The organism is Caenispirillum bisanense, assembly GCF_039523075.1.
Classification (GTDB): Bacteria; Pseudomonadota; Alphaproteobacteria; order Rhodospirillales; family Rhodospirillaceae; genus Caenispirillum; species Caenispirillum bisanense.
On record NZ_BAAAEP010000005.1, the window covers coordinates 14,338 to 32,455 of the forward strand.

Annotated in this window: 19 protein-coding genes; 9 read left to right on the top strand and 10 right to left on the bottom strand. The window is 69.4% G+C overall.

Going from position 1 to position 18,118, the window contains the following annotated elements; genetic code table 11:
• The first annotated feature begins 1 nt into the window (after window position 1).
• The 5 genes from ABD056_RS04185 to ABD056_RS04205 all read left to right on the top strand — a co-directional run bounded on the left by ABD056_RS04185 (window position 2) and on the right by ABD056_RS04205 (window position 4,551).
• Window positions 2-1,588, top strand: coding sequence for a cytochrome ubiquinol oxidase subunit I (locus tag ABD056_RS04185; RefSeq protein WP_343864711.1), 1,587 nt, complete (start codon window positions 2-4; stop codon window positions 1,586-1,588).
• 14 nt (window positions 1,589-1,602) lie between these two features.
• A complete protein-coding gene (gene cydB / locus ABD056_RS04190; protein WP_425545004.1) occupies window positions 1,603-2,754 on the top strand; it encodes a cytochrome d ubiquinol oxidase subunit II in 1,152 nt (383 codons plus the stop codon).
• A 12-nt stretch (window positions 2,755-2,766) separates the two neighbouring features.
• Window positions 2,767-2,874 (top strand): cytochrome bd-I oxidase subunit CydX, encoded by a 108-nt coding sequence (gene cydX, locus ABD056_RS04195; RefSeq protein WP_343864713.1) that lies wholly within the window; start codon window positions 2,767-2,769, stop codon window positions 2,872-2,874.
• 249 nt (window positions 2,875-3,123) lie between these two features.
• Window positions 3,124-4,200 carry a DUF4142 domain-containing protein gene (locus tag ABD056_RS04200; protein ID WP_343864715.1) on the top strand — a complete coding sequence of 359 codons (1,077 nt, stop codon included), beginning with the start codon at window positions 3,124-3,126 and terminating at the stop codon, window positions 4,198-4,200.
• Between the two features lie 198 nt (window positions 4,201-4,398).
• Window positions 4,399-4,551: a hypothetical protein gene (locus tag ABD056_RS04205; protein WP_343864717.1), complete on the top strand. Its 153-nt coding sequence runs from the start codon at window positions 4,399-4,401 to the stop codon at window positions 4,549-4,551.
• A gap of 28 nt (window positions 4,552-4,579) precedes the next feature.
• Here ABD056_RS04205 and moaA read toward each other — a convergent pair whose 3' ends face one another.
• The 8 genes from moaA to napF all read right to left on the bottom strand — a co-directional run bounded on the left by moaA (window position 4,580) and on the right by napF (window position 12,030).
• Complete coding sequence (gene moaA / locus ABD056_RS04210; protein WP_343864719.1) at window positions 4,580-5,578, bottom strand: GTP 3',8-cyclase MoaA; 999 nt, start codon at window positions 5,576-5,578, stop codon at window positions 4,580-4,582.
• A 121-nt stretch (window positions 5,579-5,699) separates the two neighbouring features.
• Entirely contained in the window at window positions 5,700-6,362 is a 663-nt protein-coding gene (locus ABD056_RS04215; protein ID WP_343864720.1) for a NapC/NirT family cytochrome c, read from the bottom strand.
• A 32-nt stretch (window positions 6,363-6,394) separates the two neighbouring features.
• Window positions 6,395-6,835 (bottom strand): nitrate reductase cytochrome c-type subunit, encoded by a 441-nt coding sequence (locus ABD056_RS04220; RefSeq protein WP_343864722.1) that lies wholly within the window; start codon window positions 6,833-6,835, stop codon window positions 6,395-6,397.
• A gap of 1 nt (window position 6,836) precedes the next feature.
• Entirely contained in the window at window positions 6,837-7,787 is a 951-nt protein-coding gene (gene napH / locus ABD056_RS04225; protein ID WP_343864724.1) for a quinol dehydrogenase ferredoxin subunit NapH, read from the bottom strand.
• Window positions 7,784-8,596, bottom strand: a complete 813-nt coding sequence (napG, locus tag ABD056_RS04230; RefSeq protein WP_343864726.1) for a ferredoxin-type protein NapG — start codon at window positions 8,594-8,596, stop codon at window positions 7,784-7,786. Before napG ends, napH begins: the two co-directional genes overlap by 4 nt.
• Before the next feature lie 77 nt (window positions 8,597-8,673).
• A complete protein-coding gene (gene napA, locus ABD056_RS04235) occupies window positions 8,674-11,166 on the bottom strand; it encodes a nitrate reductase catalytic subunit NapA (protein ID WP_343864728.1) in 2,493 nt (830 codons plus the stop codon).
• On the bottom strand, window positions 11,163-11,489 hold the full coding sequence (locus ABD056_RS04240; RefSeq protein ID WP_343864730.1) for a chaperone NapD: 327 nt from the start codon (window positions 11,487-11,489) through the stop codon (window positions 11,163-11,165). Before ABD056_RS04240 ends, napA begins: the two co-directional genes overlap by 4 nt.
• A gap of 25 nt (window positions 11,490-11,514) precedes the next feature.
• Window positions 11,515-12,030 carry a ferredoxin-type protein NapF gene (gene napF / locus ABD056_RS04245; RefSeq protein ID WP_343864732.1) on the bottom strand — a complete coding sequence of 172 codons (516 nt, stop codon included), beginning with the start codon at window positions 12,028-12,030 and terminating at the stop codon, window positions 11,515-11,517.
• Between the two features lie 242 nt (window positions 12,031-12,272).
• Between napF and ABD056_RS04250 the strand changes: the two genes are divergently transcribed.
• Window positions 12,273-13,718, top strand: coding sequence for an ATP-binding protein (locus ABD056_RS04250; protein WP_343864734.1), 1,446 nt, complete (start codon window positions 12,273-12,275; stop codon window positions 13,716-13,718).
• Here the strand turns inward: ABD056_RS04250 and ABD056_RS04255 are convergent.
• Entirely contained in the window at window positions 13,686-14,408 is a 723-nt protein-coding gene (locus ABD056_RS04255; protein ID WP_343864736.1) for a response regulator, read from the bottom strand. The two genes, ABD056_RS04250 and ABD056_RS04255, sit on opposite strands and share 33 nt — an antisense overlap.
• Before the next feature lie 134 nt (window positions 14,409-14,542).
• On the opposite strand from ABD056_RS04255, the gene ABD056_RS04260 reads away from it, so the two are divergent.
• Window positions 14,543-15,067, top strand: coding sequence for a DUF2155 domain-containing protein (locus ABD056_RS04260; RefSeq protein WP_343864737.1), 525 nt, complete (start codon window positions 14,543-14,545; stop codon window positions 15,065-15,067).
• Window positions 15,068-15,071: 4 nt separating this feature from the next.
• Here the strand turns inward: ABD056_RS04260 and ABD056_RS04265 are convergent, their stop codons facing one another.
• Window positions 15,072-16,430, bottom strand: coding sequence for an NAD(P)/FAD-dependent oxidoreductase (locus tag ABD056_RS04265; RefSeq protein WP_343864739.1), 1,359 nt, complete (start codon window positions 16,428-16,430; stop codon window positions 15,072-15,074).
• A 77-nt stretch (window positions 16,431-16,507) separates the two neighbouring features.
• Between ABD056_RS04265 and ABD056_RS04270 the strand changes: the two genes are divergently transcribed.
• Window positions 16,508-17,083: a gamma-glutamylcyclotransferase gene (locus tag ABD056_RS04270; protein WP_343864740.1), complete on the top strand. Its 576-nt coding sequence runs from the start codon at window positions 16,508-16,510 to the stop codon at window positions 17,081-17,083.
• 94 nt (window positions 17,084-17,177) lie between these two features.
• Complete coding sequence (locus ABD056_RS04275; protein ID WP_343864742.1) at window positions 17,178-18,107, top strand: LOG family protein; 930 nt, start codon at window positions 17,178-17,180, stop codon at window positions 18,105-18,107.
• Window positions 18,108-18,118 lie beyond the last annotated feature (11 nt).

Consider the following 18,118-nt stretch of genomic DNA (forward strand, 5'->3'; position numbering starts at 1 on the left):
CATGTTCGACCTTGATCCGGTCGGCCTGTCGCGCCTGCAGTTCGGCATGACAGCCATGTATCACTTCCTGTTCGTACCCCTGACGCTGGGGCTGTCGTTCCTGCTTGCCATCATGGAGAGCGCCTATGTCATGAGCGGCCGCGAAATCTGGCGCGACATGACCAAGTTCTGGGGCAAGCTGTTCGGCATCAACTTTGCCATGGGTGTCGCCACCGGCATCACCATGGAATTCCAGTTCGGCACCAACTGGAGCTATTACAGCCACTACGTCGGCGACATCTTCGGCGCCCCGCTGGCCATCGAGGGCCTGATGGCCTTCTTCCTGGAGAGCACCTTCGTCGGCCTGTTCTTCTTCGGCTGGGACCGCATGAGCAAGGTCGGCCACCTGACGGTGACCTGGCTGGTCGCCATCGGCTCCAACCTGTCGGCGCTGTGGATTCTCATCGCCAACGGCTGGATGCAGTTCCCCATCGGCGCTGCCTTCAACGTCGACACCATGCGCATGGAGCTGACCAGCTTCACCGAGATTCTGTTCAACCCGGTGGCGCAGTCCAAGTTCGTCCACACCGTGTCGGCCGGCTATGTCACCGGCGCCATGTTCGTGCTGGCGATTTCCAGCTTCTATCTCCTGAAAGGCCGCCACACCGCCTTTGCCCGCCGCAGCTTCACCGTCGCCGCCGCCTTCGGCCTCGCCTCTGCCCTGTCGGTGGTGGTGCTGGGCGATGAAAGCGGTTACGCCGTCAGCGAACACCAGAAGATGAAGCTGGCCGCCATCGAAGCCATGTGGGAGACGGAGCCGGCGCCCGCCGGCTTCACCCTGTTCGGCATCCCCGACCAGCAGGCGCAGGAAACCCATGCCGAGGTAAAGGTTCCCTGGGCGCTGGGCCTGATCGCCACCCGTTCCATCGACGAGGAACTGCCGGGCATCAAGGACCAGGTTGCCGCCAACGCCGCCCGCATCCGCGACGGTCTGGTCGCCTACGACGCCCTGGAGCGCCTGCGCGCCGACCGCACCAGCGCCGAAGCGCGCGACACGCTGCTCGCCCATCAGGGCAACCTGGGCTACGCGCTGCTGCTGAAGAAGTACGTGGACGATCCGCGCACCGCCACGGAAGCCCAGATCTCCCAGGCGGCGCAGGACACCGTGCCGCATGTGCCGAGCCTGTTCTGGACCTTCCGCCTCATGGTCGGCCTCGGCTTTTACTTCATCGCCGCCTTTGCCTTCGCCTTCTGGCTGGCATCGCGGCGGGACTTCAGCCGCACCTGGTTCCTGCGTCTGCTGACGCTGAGCCTGCCGCTGCCGTGGATCGCGGCGGAACTGGGCTGGTTCGTCGCCGAGCACGGCCGTCAGCCGTGGTCAATCGAGGGAGTGCTGCCGACCTTCCTGTCGTCGTCGTCGCTCACCGGCGGACAGGTGCTGTTCACCCTGATCGGCTTCATCGTCTTCTACTCCAGCCTGGCGGTGGTCGACGTCTTCCTGATGGTCAAGTACGTCCGCATGGGACCGGCGGAGGCGCTGGGCGTGCCCCCGCGCGACATCCCCGCCGTCACCGACCCCCGCGCCGACTCCTTCGTGGCCGCCGAGTAGAGGAAGACCAAGCCATGATGACCATTCCCATCGAATATGAAACCCTGCGCCTTGTCTGGTGGCTGTTCCTCGGCGTGCTGCTGATCGGCTTTGCCGTCATGGACGGCTTCGACCTCGGCGTCGGCACGCTGCTGCCCATCGTCGCCCGCACCGATACCGAACGCCGCGTGCTGATCAACACCATCGGGCCGGTATGGGAAGGCAACCAGGTGTGGCTGGTGCTGGGGGGCGGGGCCGTCTTTGCCGCCTTCCCGCCCATCTATGCCGCCGCCTTCTCCGGCTTCTACCTTGCCATGTTCCTGACCCTGGTGGCGTTGATCCTGCGCCCCGTGGGCTTCGACTTCCGCAACAAGGTGACCGACCCACGCTGGCGCCGGGTGTGGGATACGGGCCTGTTCCTCGGCGGCTTTGTGCCGGCGCTAGTGTTCGGCGTCGCCTTCGGGAACTTGCTGCAGGGGGTGCCCTTCCGCCTGGATGCCGACCTGCGGGTGTTCTACGATGGCGGGTTCCTCGGCCTGCTGAACCCGCTCGGGCTGCTGGCCGGCCTGCTGTCGGTGACCATGCTGGTGATGCACGGCGCCGCCTACCTCAACATCAAGACCGACGGCCACATCCAGGCCCGCGCCCGGCAGGCGCTGACGGTCGCCGCCATTGCCACCATCGTGCTGTTCGCGCTTGGCGGGCTTGGCGTGTCGACCGCCGTGCAGGGCTATGTCATCACCTCGCTGGTCGACACCGCCGGCCCGTCCAACCCGCTGCTGAAGGAGGTGGCGCGGGAGCCGGGCGCCTGGCTCGCCAACTACGGCCGCCATCCGTGGATGATCGCCGCGCCGCTGCTCGGCTTCGCCGGGGCTGCCGCCGCCCTGGTGCTGGTGCGGACCCGCGCCGAGGGCCCGACCTTCATCGCCACCGCCCTGTCCGTCACCGGCATCATCGCCACCGCCGGCGTCAGCCTGTTCCCCTTCCTCATGCCCTCCAGCCTCGACCCCGCATCGAGCCTGACGGCGTGGGACGCCACATCGTCGCACTTCACCCTGTTCGTGATGATGGTCGCCACGCTGATCTTCCTGCCCATCATCCTTGCCTACACCAGCTTCGTCTTCCGCGTGCTGCGCGGCAAGGTGACGGCGGACTACGTCGAGAAGAACAGCAACAGCCTGTACTGAGGAGAGCCGATCATGTGGTACTTCGCGTGGATTCTCGGCGTCGGCCTCGCCTGCGCCTTCGCCATCCTCAACGCCCTGTGGCATGAGGTCCGCGAGCCCGATCCCGGCCGGACCGATTGACGACGGGCCGGAGCACGGGGAAGGCGAGCAATAACAGCGCCTTCCCCGCCCCGCTCTTCTTCTTGACGGGCCGCGACGACCTTAAAGAGAGGAGAAGACAAACCCCACCACCTGCAAGAGAAAGGTCAGAAAGAGGTAGCGCCTCGTTCAAGAATTTATCCGCACTTTATGCCGCGTTCCGCGATTTCAGGCGTTGGCTTGGGCAGAGGGTCGCCCTCGACCCGACACATAGACTGAAGGAGCAGACGAATGCGCACGTTTCCGACGGCGGCCGCCGTGGTCGCGCTGCTGGTAGCCTCTCCGGCCCTGGCGCAGCAGAACCAGACCGCCCCCACCGCTCAGCCGCAGGCCCAGACCGAGGCGCCCGCCGCCGCCGGTCAGCAGCAGGCCCAGGGTCAGCTGAGCCAGCAGGATCGCCAGTTCGTCGAGCAGGCCGCCATCAGCGACATGCTGGAGAAGGAACTGGGCGAAAAGGCCCAGGACAAGGCCGAGAACGAACAGGTCAAGCAGTTCGGCGAGCGCATGGCGCAGGACCACGACCAGTCCTCCGAAAGCCTGAAGACCCTGCTTGAGCAGGCCAACGCCGACATCGACCTGCCCGACGACCTGCCCGATGCCGAACAGCAGAAGGCCGACCGCCTGGACGACATGGACGGCCAGCAGTTCGACCAGGCCTACATGCAGATGATGGTGGACGAGCACGAGCGGGCGCTCGAACTCTTCCGCCAGCAGGCGCAGCAGGGCGAGCACGAGCAGCTGAAGCAGTTCGCCGAAGCGCAGATCCCGACCCTGGAACAGCACCACCGCGAGGCGCAGGATCTCCTGCAGCAGGTGGGCGGCGCCCAGGCCCAGGCTGATGCCGGCGCGACCGGTGCCACCGGCGCGGCCGGCGGTGCGGCCGGCGGCACTGCCGCTACCACCACCGCCCAGCAGCAGGGCCAGGATGTCGGCCAGATGCAGGATACCCAGGCCGCTTCCGCCACCCCGACCCGCCAGGATCTGATGGGCAAGTCGGTCTACGGCCAGAACGGCGACCAGATCGGCGAGGTCTCCGACGTGGTCATCAGCACCAGCGACGACAGCGTGGAGCGCATCGTCATCGACCGCGGCGGCTTCCTCGGCATCGGTCAGACCTCGGTGGCGCTCGACATCAACGACGTGCAGATCACCGCCGAAGGCATCCGCGTCAACCTGACGGACGAGCAGGTGTCCGAGTTGCCGGAATGGGAAGGCACCGATGACGACGGCACGGTGAACCGTAACCAGACGCCGGCCGGCGATACCGCGCCGCCCGCCACCAACGCCCCGCCGGCGACCGCCAACTAAATCGAGAGCCCGATCAAAGGCCTTCTCGTGCCGCGCCGCGCTTCAACAACTCCCTCAGGTGGGGGATTGGAGAAGTCGCGGCTGCGGTACGAGTAAGGGGAACATCTTCATGACTTACGTGAGCTTCGTCCGCAGTTCCCCGCATCGGGCCGCCCCGGCCGGGCGACACTGCTGGGCGAGAAGAACGCCGTTGAGCTCATGGCCGAGAAGAACAAAACCGGTGCCATCATCCCGGTCAACAGGAGCAACCAGCTCCTGAAATCGTCACCCGCTACGATAAAGAATCGCCAAACCCAGGAGCTGCCGGCCATTCCGCCGCAGCCCCTTGGTGTCTTTGTGCCTTGGTGGTGAAAACCCCATTGGTGGCGAAAAAGCCCCCTCACCCGCCCGTCGCGTTCATTCCCCGGGCCATGTCGGTCGGGGTGCCGGTGGGGGTGAAGTGGTGGCCGTCGGGTTTTATCGTGATGGCCGCCGCCACCGCCGCCCGTACCGCCTCCCCGCTCGGGTCGTCGCGCAGTAGGGCGCGCAAGGGCACGGCCCGTTCGTCGCCGAGGCAGGGGTAGAGGGTGCCGTCGGAAGTCACGCGGACCCGGTTGCAGCCGGCGCAGAAGCAGCTGGACGTCGCGGCGATGAAGCCGATGCGGCCGCCGGTCTCCACGCAGCGCCAGTAGCGCGACGGGCCGGCGGTGCGGAAGCCTTCGCGCACCAGCGTCCAGCGCCGGGACAGATCGGCCCGCACCTCGGCCAGGGGGCGGTGGTGGCGGGCGAAGTCGAAGGCCGCCGGACCCATGGGCATCACCTCGATGAAGGTGATGTCGTGGCCGCGGGCGCCGGCATGGCGCAGCAGGGCGTCCAGGTGCTCCGGCCCGTCGTTGACGCCCTTCTGCACCACGCAGTTGAGCTTCACCCGCAGGCCCGCCCGTGCCGCCGCGTCGATGCCGGCCTGCACGGCGGCGAGGCTGCCGCGGCGGGTGATGCGGGCGAACAGGTCCGGGTCCACGGTGTCCACCGACACGTTCACCCGCTCCACCCCCGCCGCCGCCAGGGCAGGCACGAAGGCCGCGAGGCGGCTGCCGTTGGTGGTCAGGGTCAGTTCGCGCAGGCGACCCTCGGCGCGGCGGCGGCCGAGGTGCTCCAGCAGCACCGGCAGCCCCTTGCGGGTGAGCGGCTCGCCGCCGGTCAGGCGCACCGTATCCACCCCCAGGTCGAGGAAGACGTCTACCAGCCGGCCCAGTTCCTCCAGCGACAGCACCTCGGCGCGGGGGGCGAACTGCTGGTCCTCGGCGATGCAGTAGGTGCAGCGGAAGTCGCAGCGCTCCGTCACCGACAGGCGCAGGTAGGTGATGCGGCGGCCAAGGATGTCGGTGAGCGGGGCCATGGGCCGATACTCCGGGAAAGGGACGGGCCGCCGGGTCCGAGGAGGGTCAGACCCGGCGGCCGCACGGCGCGACCGCTGGGGAGGAGACAGGGGAAGCGGTCGCCGCCGGTGGGGAGGCGGATCAGCCCTTGGGGTCGGCCGCCGGCACGGGCAGCGGCGCCGGGTGGGCCTTCACCATTTCAGGGTCGATGCCATAGGCGCCCTTGGGCAGTTCGTGGGCGATGCCCTTGTGGCAGTCGATGCAGGTCAGGCCGTCGTCCTGAGCCCGCAGGTGGTTCTCACGCGCCCGCTTGTTCTGCAGGGTGACGTCCATGGCATTGAAGTTGTGGCAGTTGCGGCACTCGCGGCTGTCCGTCTCCTTCATGGACCGCCACACGTTCTGGGCCAGCTGCAGGCGCTTGCCCTCGAACTTCTCGCGCGTGTCGATAGTGCCGAGCACCTTGTGCAGCACCTCGTTGGAGGCCTGGATCTTGCGCACGATCTTGTGGTTCCAGTCCTTCGGCACGTGGCAGTCGGGGCAAGTGGCGCGCACGCCCGAGGCATTGGTGTCGTGCACCGAGCCGGCGTATTCGGCATAGACGTTCTTTTCCATCTCATGGCACGAGATGCAGAAGGTTTCGGTGTTGGTCATCTCCATGGCGGTGTTGAAGCCGCCCCAGAAGACGACGCCGGCGATGAAGCCGCCGATCAGCAGCACCCCCAGCGACAGCGCGCCGGCCGGGCCCCAGAACCAGCGCCACAGGCGCTTGATGACGTTCGGCCGCTTTTCCTGCTCGGTGGACATGGCGGGTCCCTCCTCAATACGGGGAGCTGGCCTCAGCGGGCCGGCTCGAAGGTGTTGTTGACCAGCTCGGGCGCGTCCATCTGCGGCACATGGCACTGGGTGCAGAACCAGCGGGTGCGGGCGACGTTGTCGAGGCGGTTGCCGGCGCGGTCCACGTAATGGGTCTCCGACACCTTCGGCGCGCCGAATTCGGTGTTGAAGGGCCAGTCGTGGCAGCTCAGGCACTGGTTGGTCTTCAGGTCGACTTCATACTTGTCGATGCGGTGCGGGATCAGCGGCGGCTGCTGCCGATAGGCGCGGCCGAAGGCCTTGCCCTCGGTGACGCCGTAGAGTTCCGGCTTGGCATCCAGCTCGTCGATCTCGACGGTCCCGCGCAGCGACACGACATCGGCGGCGACGGCGGCCGGAACGGCGGCAATGGCGGCCGCCAGGGCGAAGCACGCCGCGGCGATGGCCTTGGTGATGGTGCGCATCTCAGACACTCCCCTGTGAAGCGTGGGCGGACGGCTCGGGCGCAGCGGCAGGGGCGGCGGCCGTCGAGCGGTCGAAGCGATGGGTGAAGGCGAAGACATGGCGGTGGCAGACGTCGATGCAGCGGCCGCAGTTGGTGCATTCGCCGTCGGTGATGACAGGCGTGTCGGTCGCGCCGCCCTTCAGCGCCGGGGTCAGCACCTGCGGCTCCGGGCAGACGTGGTAGCAGGCCAGGCACTGGTCGCAGGCGGCGCGGTTGCGGGCCGAAACGCGGGTCAGGCTGAGGCGCCCGATCAGGCCGTAGGCGGCGCCCATGGGGCACAGGTGGCCGCACCAGCCGCGGTTGGCGACGAAGATGTCGAACAGCACGATGCCGAGCACCAGCGTCCACGCCAGCGAGCCGGCGAAGACGATGCCGAACACCAGCTCGCGGTGCAGCAGGGTGACCGGGTTCACCGCCTCCCAGGCGATGACGCCGGTGACGGCGGAAACCGCCACCGCCGCCGCCAGCACCCACCAGCGGGCGTTGCGGCTGATCGCCACCCCGCCCTTGAGGCCGAGGCGGATGCGGGCGCGGTGGGCGGCATCGGTCAGCACGTTGACCGGGCACACCCAGGAACAGAAGGCACGGCCGCCGACCAGGGCGTAGAGCGCCACCAGCAGGGCGGCGCCGATCCAGGCGGTGGCGGCAAGGCCGTGGCCGGTGGCCAGGGACTGCACGAACACCAGCGGATCGGTGAAGGGCACGACGCCGAACAGGCTGCTCGACGCCAGCGTCCCCTTCATCACCCACACCCCGACCAGCGGGCCGGAGAGGAACAGGCCGAGGGCGGCAAGCTGGCTCAGGCGCCGCAGGATCAGCCACTTGTGGGCCGCCAGCCGCCCCTTGGCGGCGACGGCGAGCACGGCCGGGGCATCCTTGCCGACGACGGTGCGGATGGGCTGCGCGGTCATGGCTTGAACCCTTTCAGACCGCCGTCTTCCGTCGGCAGGACGGTGACCGGGTCATAGCCGCGGTCCGGCAGGTCGATGGTGTCCTGGATCAGCGCCTCGCCCTGCCGGCGCTTTTCCTCCCAGCCGAGGCGGTAGTGGTCAGCCGAGCTGGCGCGCGCCTGGGCGGTGGGGAAGACCTTGATGGCGGCCTCGTCGGGCAGCACGCAGGCCTGTTCGCACTTGCCGCAGCCGGTGCAGACGGCGGGATCGACCACCGGCTCGAACACCGCGTGCTTGCCGGTGCGGGTGTTGGGGCGCATCTCCAGCCGGATCGCCTGGTCGATGAGCGGACAGACGCGGTAGCAGACGTCGCAGCGCAGGCCGAGCAGGTTGAGGCAGGTGTCGCGGCCGATCAGCACCGCCGTGCCCATGCGGGCGTCGTCGATGTCGGTCAGCGCCGGGTCGAGGGCCCCGGTCGGGCAGGCCTTCACGCAGGGGATGTCGTCGCACATCTCGCACGGCACCGCGCGGGCGTTGAAGTAGGGGGTGCCGACCGGCGCCGGACCACCGAGGCCCGACAGCACCAGCGTGTCGTAAGGGCAATCCCGCACGCACAGCCCGCAGCGCACGCAGGCGGAGAGGAAATCCTCCTCCGGCAGGGCGCCGGGCGGACGCAGGGCGGTGGCCGCGACGGCGCCCTTCTGCGCCCCCGCCACCGCCGCCAGGCCGAGCGCCATGACACAGGCCGCGCCACACGCCCTGGCGGCGCCGGTGAGCATGTCGCGCCGGCTTGGTCCCTGCTTGCCTGTCTTGCTGACGTCGGATGTCATCGTCCCAAACCCCTCAGCGGAGGGGGCGGACGGCGGCCGGTTTCCGGGGCGCGCCGTCCGTCACCTAGTGATGGCCGTCAGGCCTTGACCACGCGGCACGCCGCCTTCTTGTAGTCGGTCTCTTTCGAGATCGGGCAGGTGGCGTCCAGGGTCAGCTTGTTCACCAGCTGGCTTTCGTCGAACCAGGGGATGAACACCACGCCCTGCGGCGGCTTGTTCCGGCCACGGGTTTCGACGGTGGTCAGCACCTCGCCGCGGCGGGTTTCCAGCTTCACCGTCTGGCCGCGCCGCAGGCCGCGGTCGCGGGCGTCGACGGGGTGCATGAACACCACGGCGTTGGGGAACGACTTGTGCAGTTCCGGCACCCGGCGGGTCATGGAGCCGGAATGCCAGTGTTCCAGCACGCGGCCGGTGACCAGCCACAGGTCATAGTCCTTGTCCGGGCTTTCCGCCGGCGGCTCGTAGGGCAGCGCCCAGATCACCGCGCGGCCGTCCTTCTGGCCGTAGAAGTTCACGCCCTCGCCGGCCTTGACGTAGGAGTCATAGCCTTCGCGGAAGCGCCACAGGGTTTCCTGGTTGTCCACCACCGGCCAGCGCAGGCCGCGCGACTTGTGGTACAGCTCGAAGTCCGCCAGGTCGTGGGCCTTGCCGCGGCCGAAGGCGGCGTATTCCTCGAACAGGCCCTTCTGCACGTAGAACCCGAAGGCGCGGCTTTCGTCGTTCAGCTGGCCCTCCGGCAGGTCGGACAGCGGGTAGGCGTTGACCTTGCCGTTGCCGTAGAGCACGTCGAACATGGTCTTGCCGCGGTACTGCGGCGCCTTGGCCAGCAGCTCTTCCGGCCACACTTCTTCGATGGTGAAGCGCTTGGCGAATTCCATCAGCTGCCACAGGTCCGACCGCGCCTGGCCGGGCGCCTGCACTTGCTGGCGCCAGAACTGGGTGCGGCGTTCGGCGTTGCCGTAGGCGCCTTCCTTCTCCGCCCACATGGCAGTCGGCAGGATGAGGTCGGCGGCCAGCGCCGTCACCGTCGGGTAGGGGTCCGACACGACGATGAAGTTGGCCGGGTTGCGGTAGCCGGGATAGCTTTCCTCGTTGAGGTTCGGCGCCGCCTGCATGTTGTTGGTGCACTGCACCCAGTAGCAGTTCAGCTTGCCGTCCTTCAGCATGCGGTGCTGCAGCACGGCGTGGTAGCCGGGCTTGTCGGGGATGGTCCCTTCCGGCACCTGCCACAGCTTTTCGGTCTTGGCGCGGTGGTCGGGGTTCATGACCACCATGTCGGCCGGCAGGCGATGGGCGAAGGTGCCCACCTCGCGCGCCGTGCCGCAGGCCGAGGGCTGGCCGGTCAGCGAGAACGGGCCGTTGCCGGGCTCGGAGATCTTCCCGGTCAGCAGGTGGATGTTGTAGACGAGGTTGTTGGCCCAGGTGCCGCGGGTGTGCTGGTTGAAGCCCATGGTCCAGTAGGACACGACCTTCACCTTGGGGTCGGCATAAAGCTCCGCCAGTTCGATCAGCTGCGCCTTGGGCACGCCGGAAATCTGGCTCGCCTTTTCCACCGTGTATTCGGCGACCATCGCCTTGTAGGCCTCGAAGTCGCAGTCTTCGGCGGCGTCGGGCGTCTTGGCGTTGGCGGCCTTCTGCTCCAGCGGGTGTTCCGGGCGCAGGCCGTAGCCGATGTCCGTCGCGCCCTTCTTGAACTTGGTGTGGGCGCTGACGAAGGCCTCGTTCACCCGGCCGCTCTGGATGATGTGGTTGGCGATGAAGTTGAGGATCGCCAGGTCCGACTGCGGCGTGAACAGGATGCCGAGGTCGGCCAGTTCATAGCAGCGGTGCTCGAAGGTCGACAGCACGGCGACCTTGCAGCCTTCGTGGGTCAGGCGGCGGTCGGTCAGGCGCGACCACAGGATGGGGTGCATCTCCGCCATGTTGGAGCCCCACAGCACGAAGGCGTCGGCGTGCTCCAGGTCGTCGTAGCAGCCCATCGGCTCGTCGATGCCGAAGGTGCGCATGAAGCCGGCGACGGCCGAGGCCATGCAGTGGCGGGCGTTGGGGTCCAGGTTATTGGAGCGGAAGCCGGCCTTCATCAGCTTGGAGGCGGCATAGCCCTCCCAGATGGTCCACTGGCCGGAGCCGAACATGCCGATGGCGGTCGGGCCCTTTTCCTTCAGGGTGGCCTTCCACTTCTCGGCCATGATGTCGAAGGCCTGGTCCCAGGTGATGGGGGCGAAATCGCCTTCCTTGTCGAAGCGGCCGTTCTTCATGCGCAGCATGGGCGTCGTCAGACGGTCCTTGCCGTACATGATCTTGGACAGGAAGTAGCCCTTGATGCAGTTGAGGCCGCGGTTGACCGGCGCATCGGGGTCGCCCTGGGTGGCGACGACGCGGCCTTCCTTGGTGCCGATCAGCACGCCGCAGCCGGTGCCGCAGAAGCGGCAGACGCCCTTGTCCCAGGCAATGCCGTCGGCGCCGGGAGCGGCGGCGGCGGCGGTCATGGCGGGCAGCGAGATGCCGGCGGCCGCGGCCGTGGCGGCGGCGGCGTTGGCCTTGACGAACGTGCGACGGGTGATGCTCATGCCTCGATCTCCCCTTCCAGGGCTTCCGCGTCCTCGAACTGGTGGAAGACGAGGGAGGACGCCGCCACCCCGTCCCATTGCGTGAAGTCGCGCATGCGGTCGAGGGCCGATGCCTCGGCAGTATCCTCGATCACCACGACGATGCGGCCGTCGGCGGTGCGGGCGTGGACCTCGCAGCCGACGGTGTGGTCCAGCCGTGCCGCCACCGCATCGGCGGCCTGCGGCAGGGCGTGCAGCAGCACGCCGCAGATGTTGACCAGGGCCGGGTCGGCGGGCGCCGGCGCGGCGGTGTGGTCGATGCGTTCAAAGCGTCCCGTCCGCATGATCGCGAACCCCTCCAAAGGCCAGTCAGGCGAAAGTGACGGCGACGGCACCGGCCGGGCACGGCGCCACGCAGGCGCCGCAGCCGGTGCAGGCGGCGGCATCAAGCTCGGGCCGGCTGCGGCCGCCGACCGCCGGGCGGAAGCGGATGGCGCCGGCCTCGCAGTGCTCGCCGCACACCCGGCACAGCACCCCCTGGGCACTGAGGCAGCCGTCGCCGATGGCGATGGCGTGCGACCACGCGGCACCGGCCGGGCGGGCGGCATCCAGGGCCGCCGTCGGGCAGGCCCGCGCGCAGTCGCCGCACAGGTCGCAACCAGCGTGCGAGAAAGTGACTTCCGGGTAGCCGCCGGACATGACAATGATGCCGCTCGCGCAGGCCGCCACGCAGTCGCCGCAGCGGTCGCAGGCGGCGAGGAACTCGGCCTCGCCGGCGGCATGCGGCGGACGCACCGCCTCAACCGTCTGCGCCCGGCCCAGCCGGCGGAACAGGCCGCGGCGGGTCATGGCGGAGGTTGATACGATGGTACTGGTTGCGGACATGGGAGGGCTCCGGCCCGGCAGGTTGTTGATACCTTTGTACGACCAAAGAAACCCTATATCAACTGAGGGAAACGCTAAGGTATAATATCCACGCGGCTAGTCGGATACTAAAGATCAAGCGCACGAGCGGGTGCATACGCATCATCCGCGGAAACCATAGGGTTCGAAACGACATGACGGACGCTGGCAGCCCTATTCCCGATAAAACCGCTACGGTACCTTTGGCTCGACCGACGGGCTGGATGACGCGCCGCTACGTGATGGCGCTGGCCGCCGTCGCCATGCTGGCCGTGGCGGGACTCGGCGCCTTCCAGGCCCTGGTGGCGGCACACGACCGCACCCTGGCGGTGGTCAACATCTCCGGCCGCCAGCGCATGCTCAGCCAGCGCATCGCGCTCTATGTCGAGAAGCTGTCGCACGATACCTGCGACGACCGCCGCAGCACCTGCGTCGAGGCCCTGCGCGAGTCCATCGCCCTGTTCGATACCGCCCACCGCGCCCTCGCCTTCGGCAGCGCCGCCCTGGACGTGCCCGGCCCCACCAGCCCGCAGGTGGAGGGACTGTACTTCGGCGGCAGTCCGTCGCTGCACGAGCGGGTGGAGCGCTACACCGCCGCCGCCCGCCTCGTCGCCGATGCCCCGGCCGAAAGTATCGGTCCCGACCACCCGGCGGTACGGCACGTACTGGCGGAGGGACCGGGGCCGCTGCTCGACAGCCTGGACAAGATCGTCCACCAGTATCAGATCGACGGCGAGGCGGCGCTCGCCACCCTGCGGCGCATGGAATTCACCGTGGTGACGCTGACGCTGCTCACCCTGCTGCTGGAGGCCATGCTCATCTTCCGCCCCATGGTGGGGCGCATCCGCAGCCAGTTCGGCCACATCGACCGCATGTCCGCCTCCCTCCGCCGCGCCAACGAGGAACTGGAAGCCCGCGTGCTGGCCCGCACCCGCGAGCTGGCCGACGCCAAGGCGGAGGCGGAGAAGGCCAACCGCAGCAAGTCCCGCTTCCTCGCCGCCGCCGGCCACGACATGCTGCAGCCGCTGCAGGCGGCGGAGATGTTCACCGGCCTGCTGGAGGGCGAGGCGCTGACGCCGCGCGGCCGCAGCGTGATGACCGACCTGCGGCGGACGCAGGATTCCCTGCGCCATCTGGTGCAGTCGGTGCTGGAGGTCTCGAAGCTGGAGGCTGGCACCATCCGCCCTGCCCTTCAGCCGGTGGCGGTGGCACCGCTGCTGCACGGGCTGGCGGCGGAGTTCGGACCTCAGGCGCTCGACCGCGACCTGCGGCTGAACGTGGTGGCGCCCGACCTGTGGGTGAACAGCGACCCGCTGCTGCTGGAGCGTGTGCTGCGCAATCTGGTCGGCAATGCCCTGCGCTACACCCGCACCGGCGGGCTGGTGCTGGGCGCCCGGCGGCGCGGCGGCCGGGTGTGGCTGCAGGTGGTGGACTCGGGCGTCGGCATCGCCGCCGCCGATCAGGCCCGCATCTTCCAGGAATTCGTGCAGGTGGGGGAGACGGCGCACGACCGCAGCGAGGGCCTCGGCCTCGGCCTTGCCATCGTCGACCGCCTGTGCCGCCTGCTGCACCACCGGGTGACGGTGAAGTCGGTGCCGGGGCGCGGCTCCACCTTCACCATCGACTGCCCGGCCGCCTCAGCGCCGGCCGAGCACCTCGCGGATGCGTAGGGCCGCCTGGGTGCGGCTGTCGACGCCCAGCGCCCGCAGCACGCCGGACACATGCGCCTTCACGGTGGACAGGTTGAGGTCCATACGCTCGCAGATTTCGGCGTTGGACAAGCCCTCGGCCAGCAGTTCCATCACCTCGCGCTGACGGCGGGTGAGCGAGGCGATGGCCGGCGGCAGCGGCTCGCAGCCGGCCGTCTCGCCACCGGCGGCGGCAGCGCCGTTGCTGCGCCGGCCGGAGGTCGCCGGCGGCGGCACCGCAACCGGCGCGGCGCCGAACCCGGCCCCGCCGCCGAAGCCCAGCACCGGCGGCACATAGGTTCCGCCCGCCAGCACGATGCGCAGCACGCCGCCCAGCACCGCATGCTGCGTCGACTTGGGGATGAAGGCGCGCACGCCCAGCGCCAGCATGGCCCGCATTTCCTCCGGTTCCTCGCTCATGGAGAAGATGGCGACCGGGCACGGCGCCACCCGCTCCACCAGCGCCCGGATCTGCTCCGGCCCGCGGAATCCCGGCATGCGCAGGTCCAGCACCACCAGATCGGCGGGCTGCGCCGGCAGGGTTTCCAGCACCGCTTCCAGATCGTCGAACGAGGCGGTCTCGGTGATGGTGATGGCGGGGTCGATGTCGGTGACCACGGCCCGCAGGGCGGCGCGGATGATGGAGTGGTCGTCGGCGAGGATGACGCGCATGGAACGGTGGGCCTTTCAGAAGCGTGGGCGCATCTTACGAGCAATGGCGCCGCCGTCAAAGGGGGTGATCCGTCACGATCCGATGAAGCGCCGGCCCCGGGACGGGCGTAGGTAAGGACAGGAGGATGATCGCCATGGCCCGATACCGCCGTTCCGCCGCCGCCGTCACCGTCACCGCCACCACCGCCGTAACCGTCACCCTGGCCGCCGGCCTGCTCGCCGCCGCCCCGGCCGCCGCCCAGTCGGCCATCGAGGCGGAGGAGGAGTTCGTCGACACCAACACCGCCGTGCTGCGCGCCCTCGACAAGCAGATGGGCCGCATCAGCGAAATGACCGTGCGGGTCGGCGACACCACCCGCTTCTACGGCCTGCACGTGACGGTGCAGGCCTGCCGCATCACCCCCGTCTCCACCACCCCGCACGAGGCCGCCTTCCTGGAAATCCGCGACGAAAGCTCGTGGGGGGAGACGGTGCCAAAAATCGGCGACGGGCCGGACGCGCCGATCTACAGCGGCTGGATGTTCGCCTCCAGCCCCTCCCTCACCGGGCTGGAGCACCCGGTTTACGACATCTGGGTCAAAAGCTGCGAGGACCGCCCGGAAGACGCCGTGCAGGAAGCCATGGTGCTGCCGACCCGCAAGCCGGACATCATCGACTGACAGCCTAAAGCCACTCGTCGCTGAGGCCGTAGCGCAGATAGGCCGCCCGCAGCCCCCACAGCCGCAGGCCCGGCAGCGGAAAGCGCGGCGGCGGCCTCTGGATGAAGTCCGGCACCGGCCCGTAATGCAGCGGCCGCCCGGCCATCCGCGCCGCCGCCGCCCGGCCGGTCCAGGTGGCGGTGGAGACGCCGGCGCCGTGGTAGGCCAGGGCGCAGGTCAGCCGCCCCTCGCCCCGCACCTCCGCCAGATGCGGATGCAGGTCGAGGGCGAGGCAGACGAAGCCGTTCCACCGATGGGTCACCGTCACCGCCTGCCACGCCGGGAACATGGCGCGGAAGGCCCGCTCCAACCGCCGATGCATGACCTCGACCCCCGCGCCGGTGCGCGTGCCGCCGCGACCGCCGAACAGGAAGCGGCCGTCGGGCAGCAGGCGGAAATAGTGCAGCAGGCGGCGGGTGTCGGCGGCCAGATCGCCGCTGTGCCAGCCCTGCGCCGCCAGCTCGTCGGCCGTCAGCGGCCGCGTGACCAGGATGCTCGACAGCACCGGCAGGGTGCGCCCGGCGAGGCCGGGATGCAGGCCGTCGCGGGTATAGCCGTTGGTGGCGATCAGCACCCGCGCCGCCGTCACCCGCCCGTGCGGCGTCACCAGCCGCAGGCCGGCGGCGCCGGCGTCCTCGATCGCCCGCACCGGGCTGCGGCCGTGCACCGCCGCCCCGTGCCGCCGCGCCGCCCGCGCGAGGCTCCAGGTGTAGCGCAGGGGATGGACGCCGAAGGGGCCGGGCACGAACAGCCCGCCATGGAAGTGCGGCCCGGCCATGCCGCGGGCCGCCAGCCCGGCGACGTCCACCAGGTCCGTCTCCTGGCCGAAGCGGCGCCGCAGGTCGGCCTGTTCGGCCTCCAGCTCCTTCAGGCGGTTGGGCTTGTGGGCGAGCAGCATCTCCCCCCGGCCCTGCGCCTCAATGTCGAGCCCTTCCTCCGCCGCCAGTTGCCGCACCAGCCCGACGCCGTCCCACTGGGCGCGGAAGAAGGCGGCGGCGGACTCGGCACCGTAGCGGCGGGTCAGCGCCTCCCACCCCAGCTTGGAGGCGCCGGTGCAGCAGAAGCCGCCGTTGCGGCCGGAGGCGCCCCAGCCGAGCGGCCCGGCCTCCAGCACCACCACCCGGCGGCCAAAGTCGCGGGCAAGGTGCAGGGCGGCGGACAGGCCGGTGAAGCCGCCGCCGATCACCGCCACGTCGGCGGTGATGTCGGCCGCCAGCGGCTCGTCGGCCGGCGGATCGCCGGCGGAGGCGGCCCACCAGCTGTCGGGCAGGTGGGCGGTGTCGTAGGCATCGGGGCTGTAGAGGTCGCGCATGAGCCTCATCATGACCTGCCGCCGCCGGCCGCCCTAGATCCACTTGCAGGGCTCTCGCGTTCCGTCCGCAGGTCCGCCATACTGCCGCCATGACCACACCGACCCCGCACACCGGCGATGCATTCTGGGTTTTCGGCTACGGCTCCCTGATGTGGAACCCGGGTTTCACCGCCCTTGCCGCCGAGCCTGCCGTCCTGGCCGGCTATCACCGCAGCTTCTGCATCTACTCCACCCACTACCGCGGCACGCCGGAGCGGCCGGGGCTGGTGCTGGGCCTCGCCCCCGGCGGCGAGTGCCCCGGCGTCGCCTTCCGCGTCGCCGGCGAGCAGGCGCCGCTGGTGCGCGACTACCTGCGGGAACGGGAACTGTGCGGCTATGCCTATGTGGAAGCCACCCTGCCCGTCCGCCTGCGCGACGGCCAGGCGGTGACCGCCTATACCTTCGTTGCCGATCCCGCCCACCGCCAGTACGCCGGCGACCTGGGCGTCGAGGCCTCGGCGGCGATCATCATGGAGGCGGTCGGCCGCAACGGACTCAACCGCGATTACCTGATCAACACGGTGCGGGAACTGGAAGCGCACGGCGTCGTCGAGCCGCCGCTACACGCTTTGCTGGAAGAGGTCTGGCGCCGGACCGGAGAGGTTGAAGCCGGCCAGGGTATCTGACCCCGCCGCACGGACGTTCACCCCATATTCGCTAGGCACCCCGCGCTGCCGCCGCTATCGTCGTCGCCCCCCAAGCATCCGACGAGGAGACACCATGTCGCGAGAAGGCCGCAGCCGCTTCCCCTCCGCCGCCGAAGACAAGCGGTCGCACGAGGCGAGCGTCGCCCGCGAACAGACGCCGCAGACCCTGTCGCCCAGCTACCGCCTTGCCTTCACCGACCTGGATTTCCTCACCGACCGGGCGCTGCGCCCGATCCGCCTGCAGCTTGAACTGCTGAAGCCCGAACTGCTGCTGCAGGAAGAGCATATCGTCTCCACCGTGGTGGTGTTCGGCTCCGCCCGCATCCCGGAACCGGAGGTCGCCAAGGCGCGGCTGGCGGCGGCGGAGAAGGCGGCGGCTGCCCACCCCGACGACGCGGCGGCGCAGCAGGCGCTCAAGGTGGCGCGCAACGTCATGGACACCAGCCACTTCTACGACGTGGCGCGGGAGTTCGCGCGGCTGGTCTCCAGCCACGGCCAGCAGAGCGGCAACCGCCGCTATGTGGTGGTCACCGGCGGCGGCCCCGGCATCATGGAAGCGGCCAACCGCGGGGCCGACGACGTCGGGGCGGAAAGCATCGGCCTGTCCATCGTGCTGCCGCACGAGCAGGCGCCCAACCGCTACATCACGCCCAAGCTGTCGTTCAACTTCCACTACTTCGCCGTCCGCAAGATGCACTTCCTGATCCGGGCGGAGGCGCTGACCTGCTTCCCCGGCGGCTTCGGCACCCTGGACGAGCTGTTCGAGGCCCTGACCCTGATCCAGAACCACAAGATCGAGCCCATGCCGGTGCTGCTGTTCGGCGAAAGCTGGTGGCGCAAGGTGGTCAACTTCGACGCCCTGGTGGACGCCGGCACCATCTCCCCCCACGACCTCGACATCATCCGCTTCGTCGAGACGGCGGAAGAAGGCTGGCAGCACATCATCGACTTCTACCGCAACCGCCCGCCCCACAACCGCTGGGCGGCGGCGCCGACCGAGTAAGCGGGCGAGGC

Bases quoted from the DNA above. Each gene is read 5' to 3' on its own strand.
- ABD056_RS04215 (WP_343864720.1), bottom strand. From the start codon at position 6,362: ATGTCCACCGAGCAGGAAAAGCGGCCGAACGTCATCAAGCGCCTGTGG.
- ABD056_RS04250 (WP_343864734.1), top strand. From the start codon at position 12,273: ATGACGCGCCGCTACGTGATGGCGCTGGCCGCCGTCGCCATGCTGGCC.
- napH (WP_343864724.1), bottom strand. From the start codon at position 7,787: ATGACCGCGCAGCCCATCCGCACCGTCGTCGGCAAGGATGCCCCGGCC.
- ABD056_RS04275 (WP_343864742.1), top strand. From the start codon at position 17,178: ATGTCGCGAGAAGGCCGCAGCCGCTTCCCCTCCGCCGCCGAAGACAAG.
- napA (WP_343864728.1), bottom strand. From the start codon at position 11,166: ATGAGCATCACCCGTCGCACGTTCGTCAAGGCCAACGCCGCCGCCGCC.
- cydX (WP_343864713.1), top strand. From the start codon at position 2,767: ATGTGGTACTTCGCGTGGATTCTCGGCGTCGGCCTCGCCTGCGCCTTC.
- ABD056_RS04205 (WP_343864717.1), top strand. From the start codon at position 4,399: ATGGCCGAGAAGAACAAAACCGGTGCCATCATCCCGGTCAACAGGAGC.
- napF (WP_343864732.1), bottom strand. From the start codon at position 12,030: ATGTCCGCAACCAGTACCATCGTATCAACCTCCGCCATGACCCGCCGC.
- ABD056_RS04260 (WP_343864737.1), top strand. From the start codon at position 14,543: ATGGCCCGATACCGCCGTTCCGCCGCCGCCGTCACCGTCACCGCCACC.
- moaA (WP_343864719.1), bottom strand. From the start codon at position 5,578: ATGGCCCCGCTCACCGACATCCTTGGCCGCCGCATCACCTACCTGCGC.
- ABD056_RS04265 (WP_343864739.1), bottom strand. From the start codon at position 16,430: ATGATGAGGCTCATGCGCGACCTCTACAGCCCCGATGCCTACGACACC.
- ABD056_RS04185 (WP_343864711.1), top strand. From the start codon at position 2: ATGTTCGACCTTGATCCGGTCGGCCTGTCGCGCCTGCAGTTCGGCATG.
- ABD056_RS04255 (WP_343864736.1), bottom strand. From the start codon at position 14,408: ATGCGCGTCATCCTCGCCGACGACCACTCCATCATCCGCGCCGCCCTG.
- ABD056_RS04220 (WP_343864722.1), bottom strand. From the start codon at position 6,835: ATGCGCACCATCACCAAGGCCATCGCCGCGGCGTGCTTCGCCCTGGCG.
- ABD056_RS04270 (WP_343864740.1), top strand. From the start codon at position 16,508: ATGACCACACCGACCCCGCACACCGGCGATGCATTCTGGGTTTTCGGC.
- napG (WP_343864726.1), bottom strand. From the start codon at position 8,596: ATGACATCCGACGTCAGCAAGACAGGCAAGCAGGGACCAAGCCGGCGC.
- ABD056_RS04240 (WP_343864730.1), bottom strand. From the start codon at position 11,489: ATGCGGACGGGACGCTTTGAACGCATCGACCACACCGCCGCGCCGGCG.
- ABD056_RS04200 (WP_343864715.1), top strand. From the start codon at position 3,124: ATGCGCACGTTTCCGACGGCGGCCGCCGTGGTCGCGCTGCTGGTAGCC.
- cydB (WP_425545004.1), top strand. From the start codon at position 1,603: ATGATGACCATTCCCATCGAATATGAAACCCTGCGCCTTGTCTGGTGG.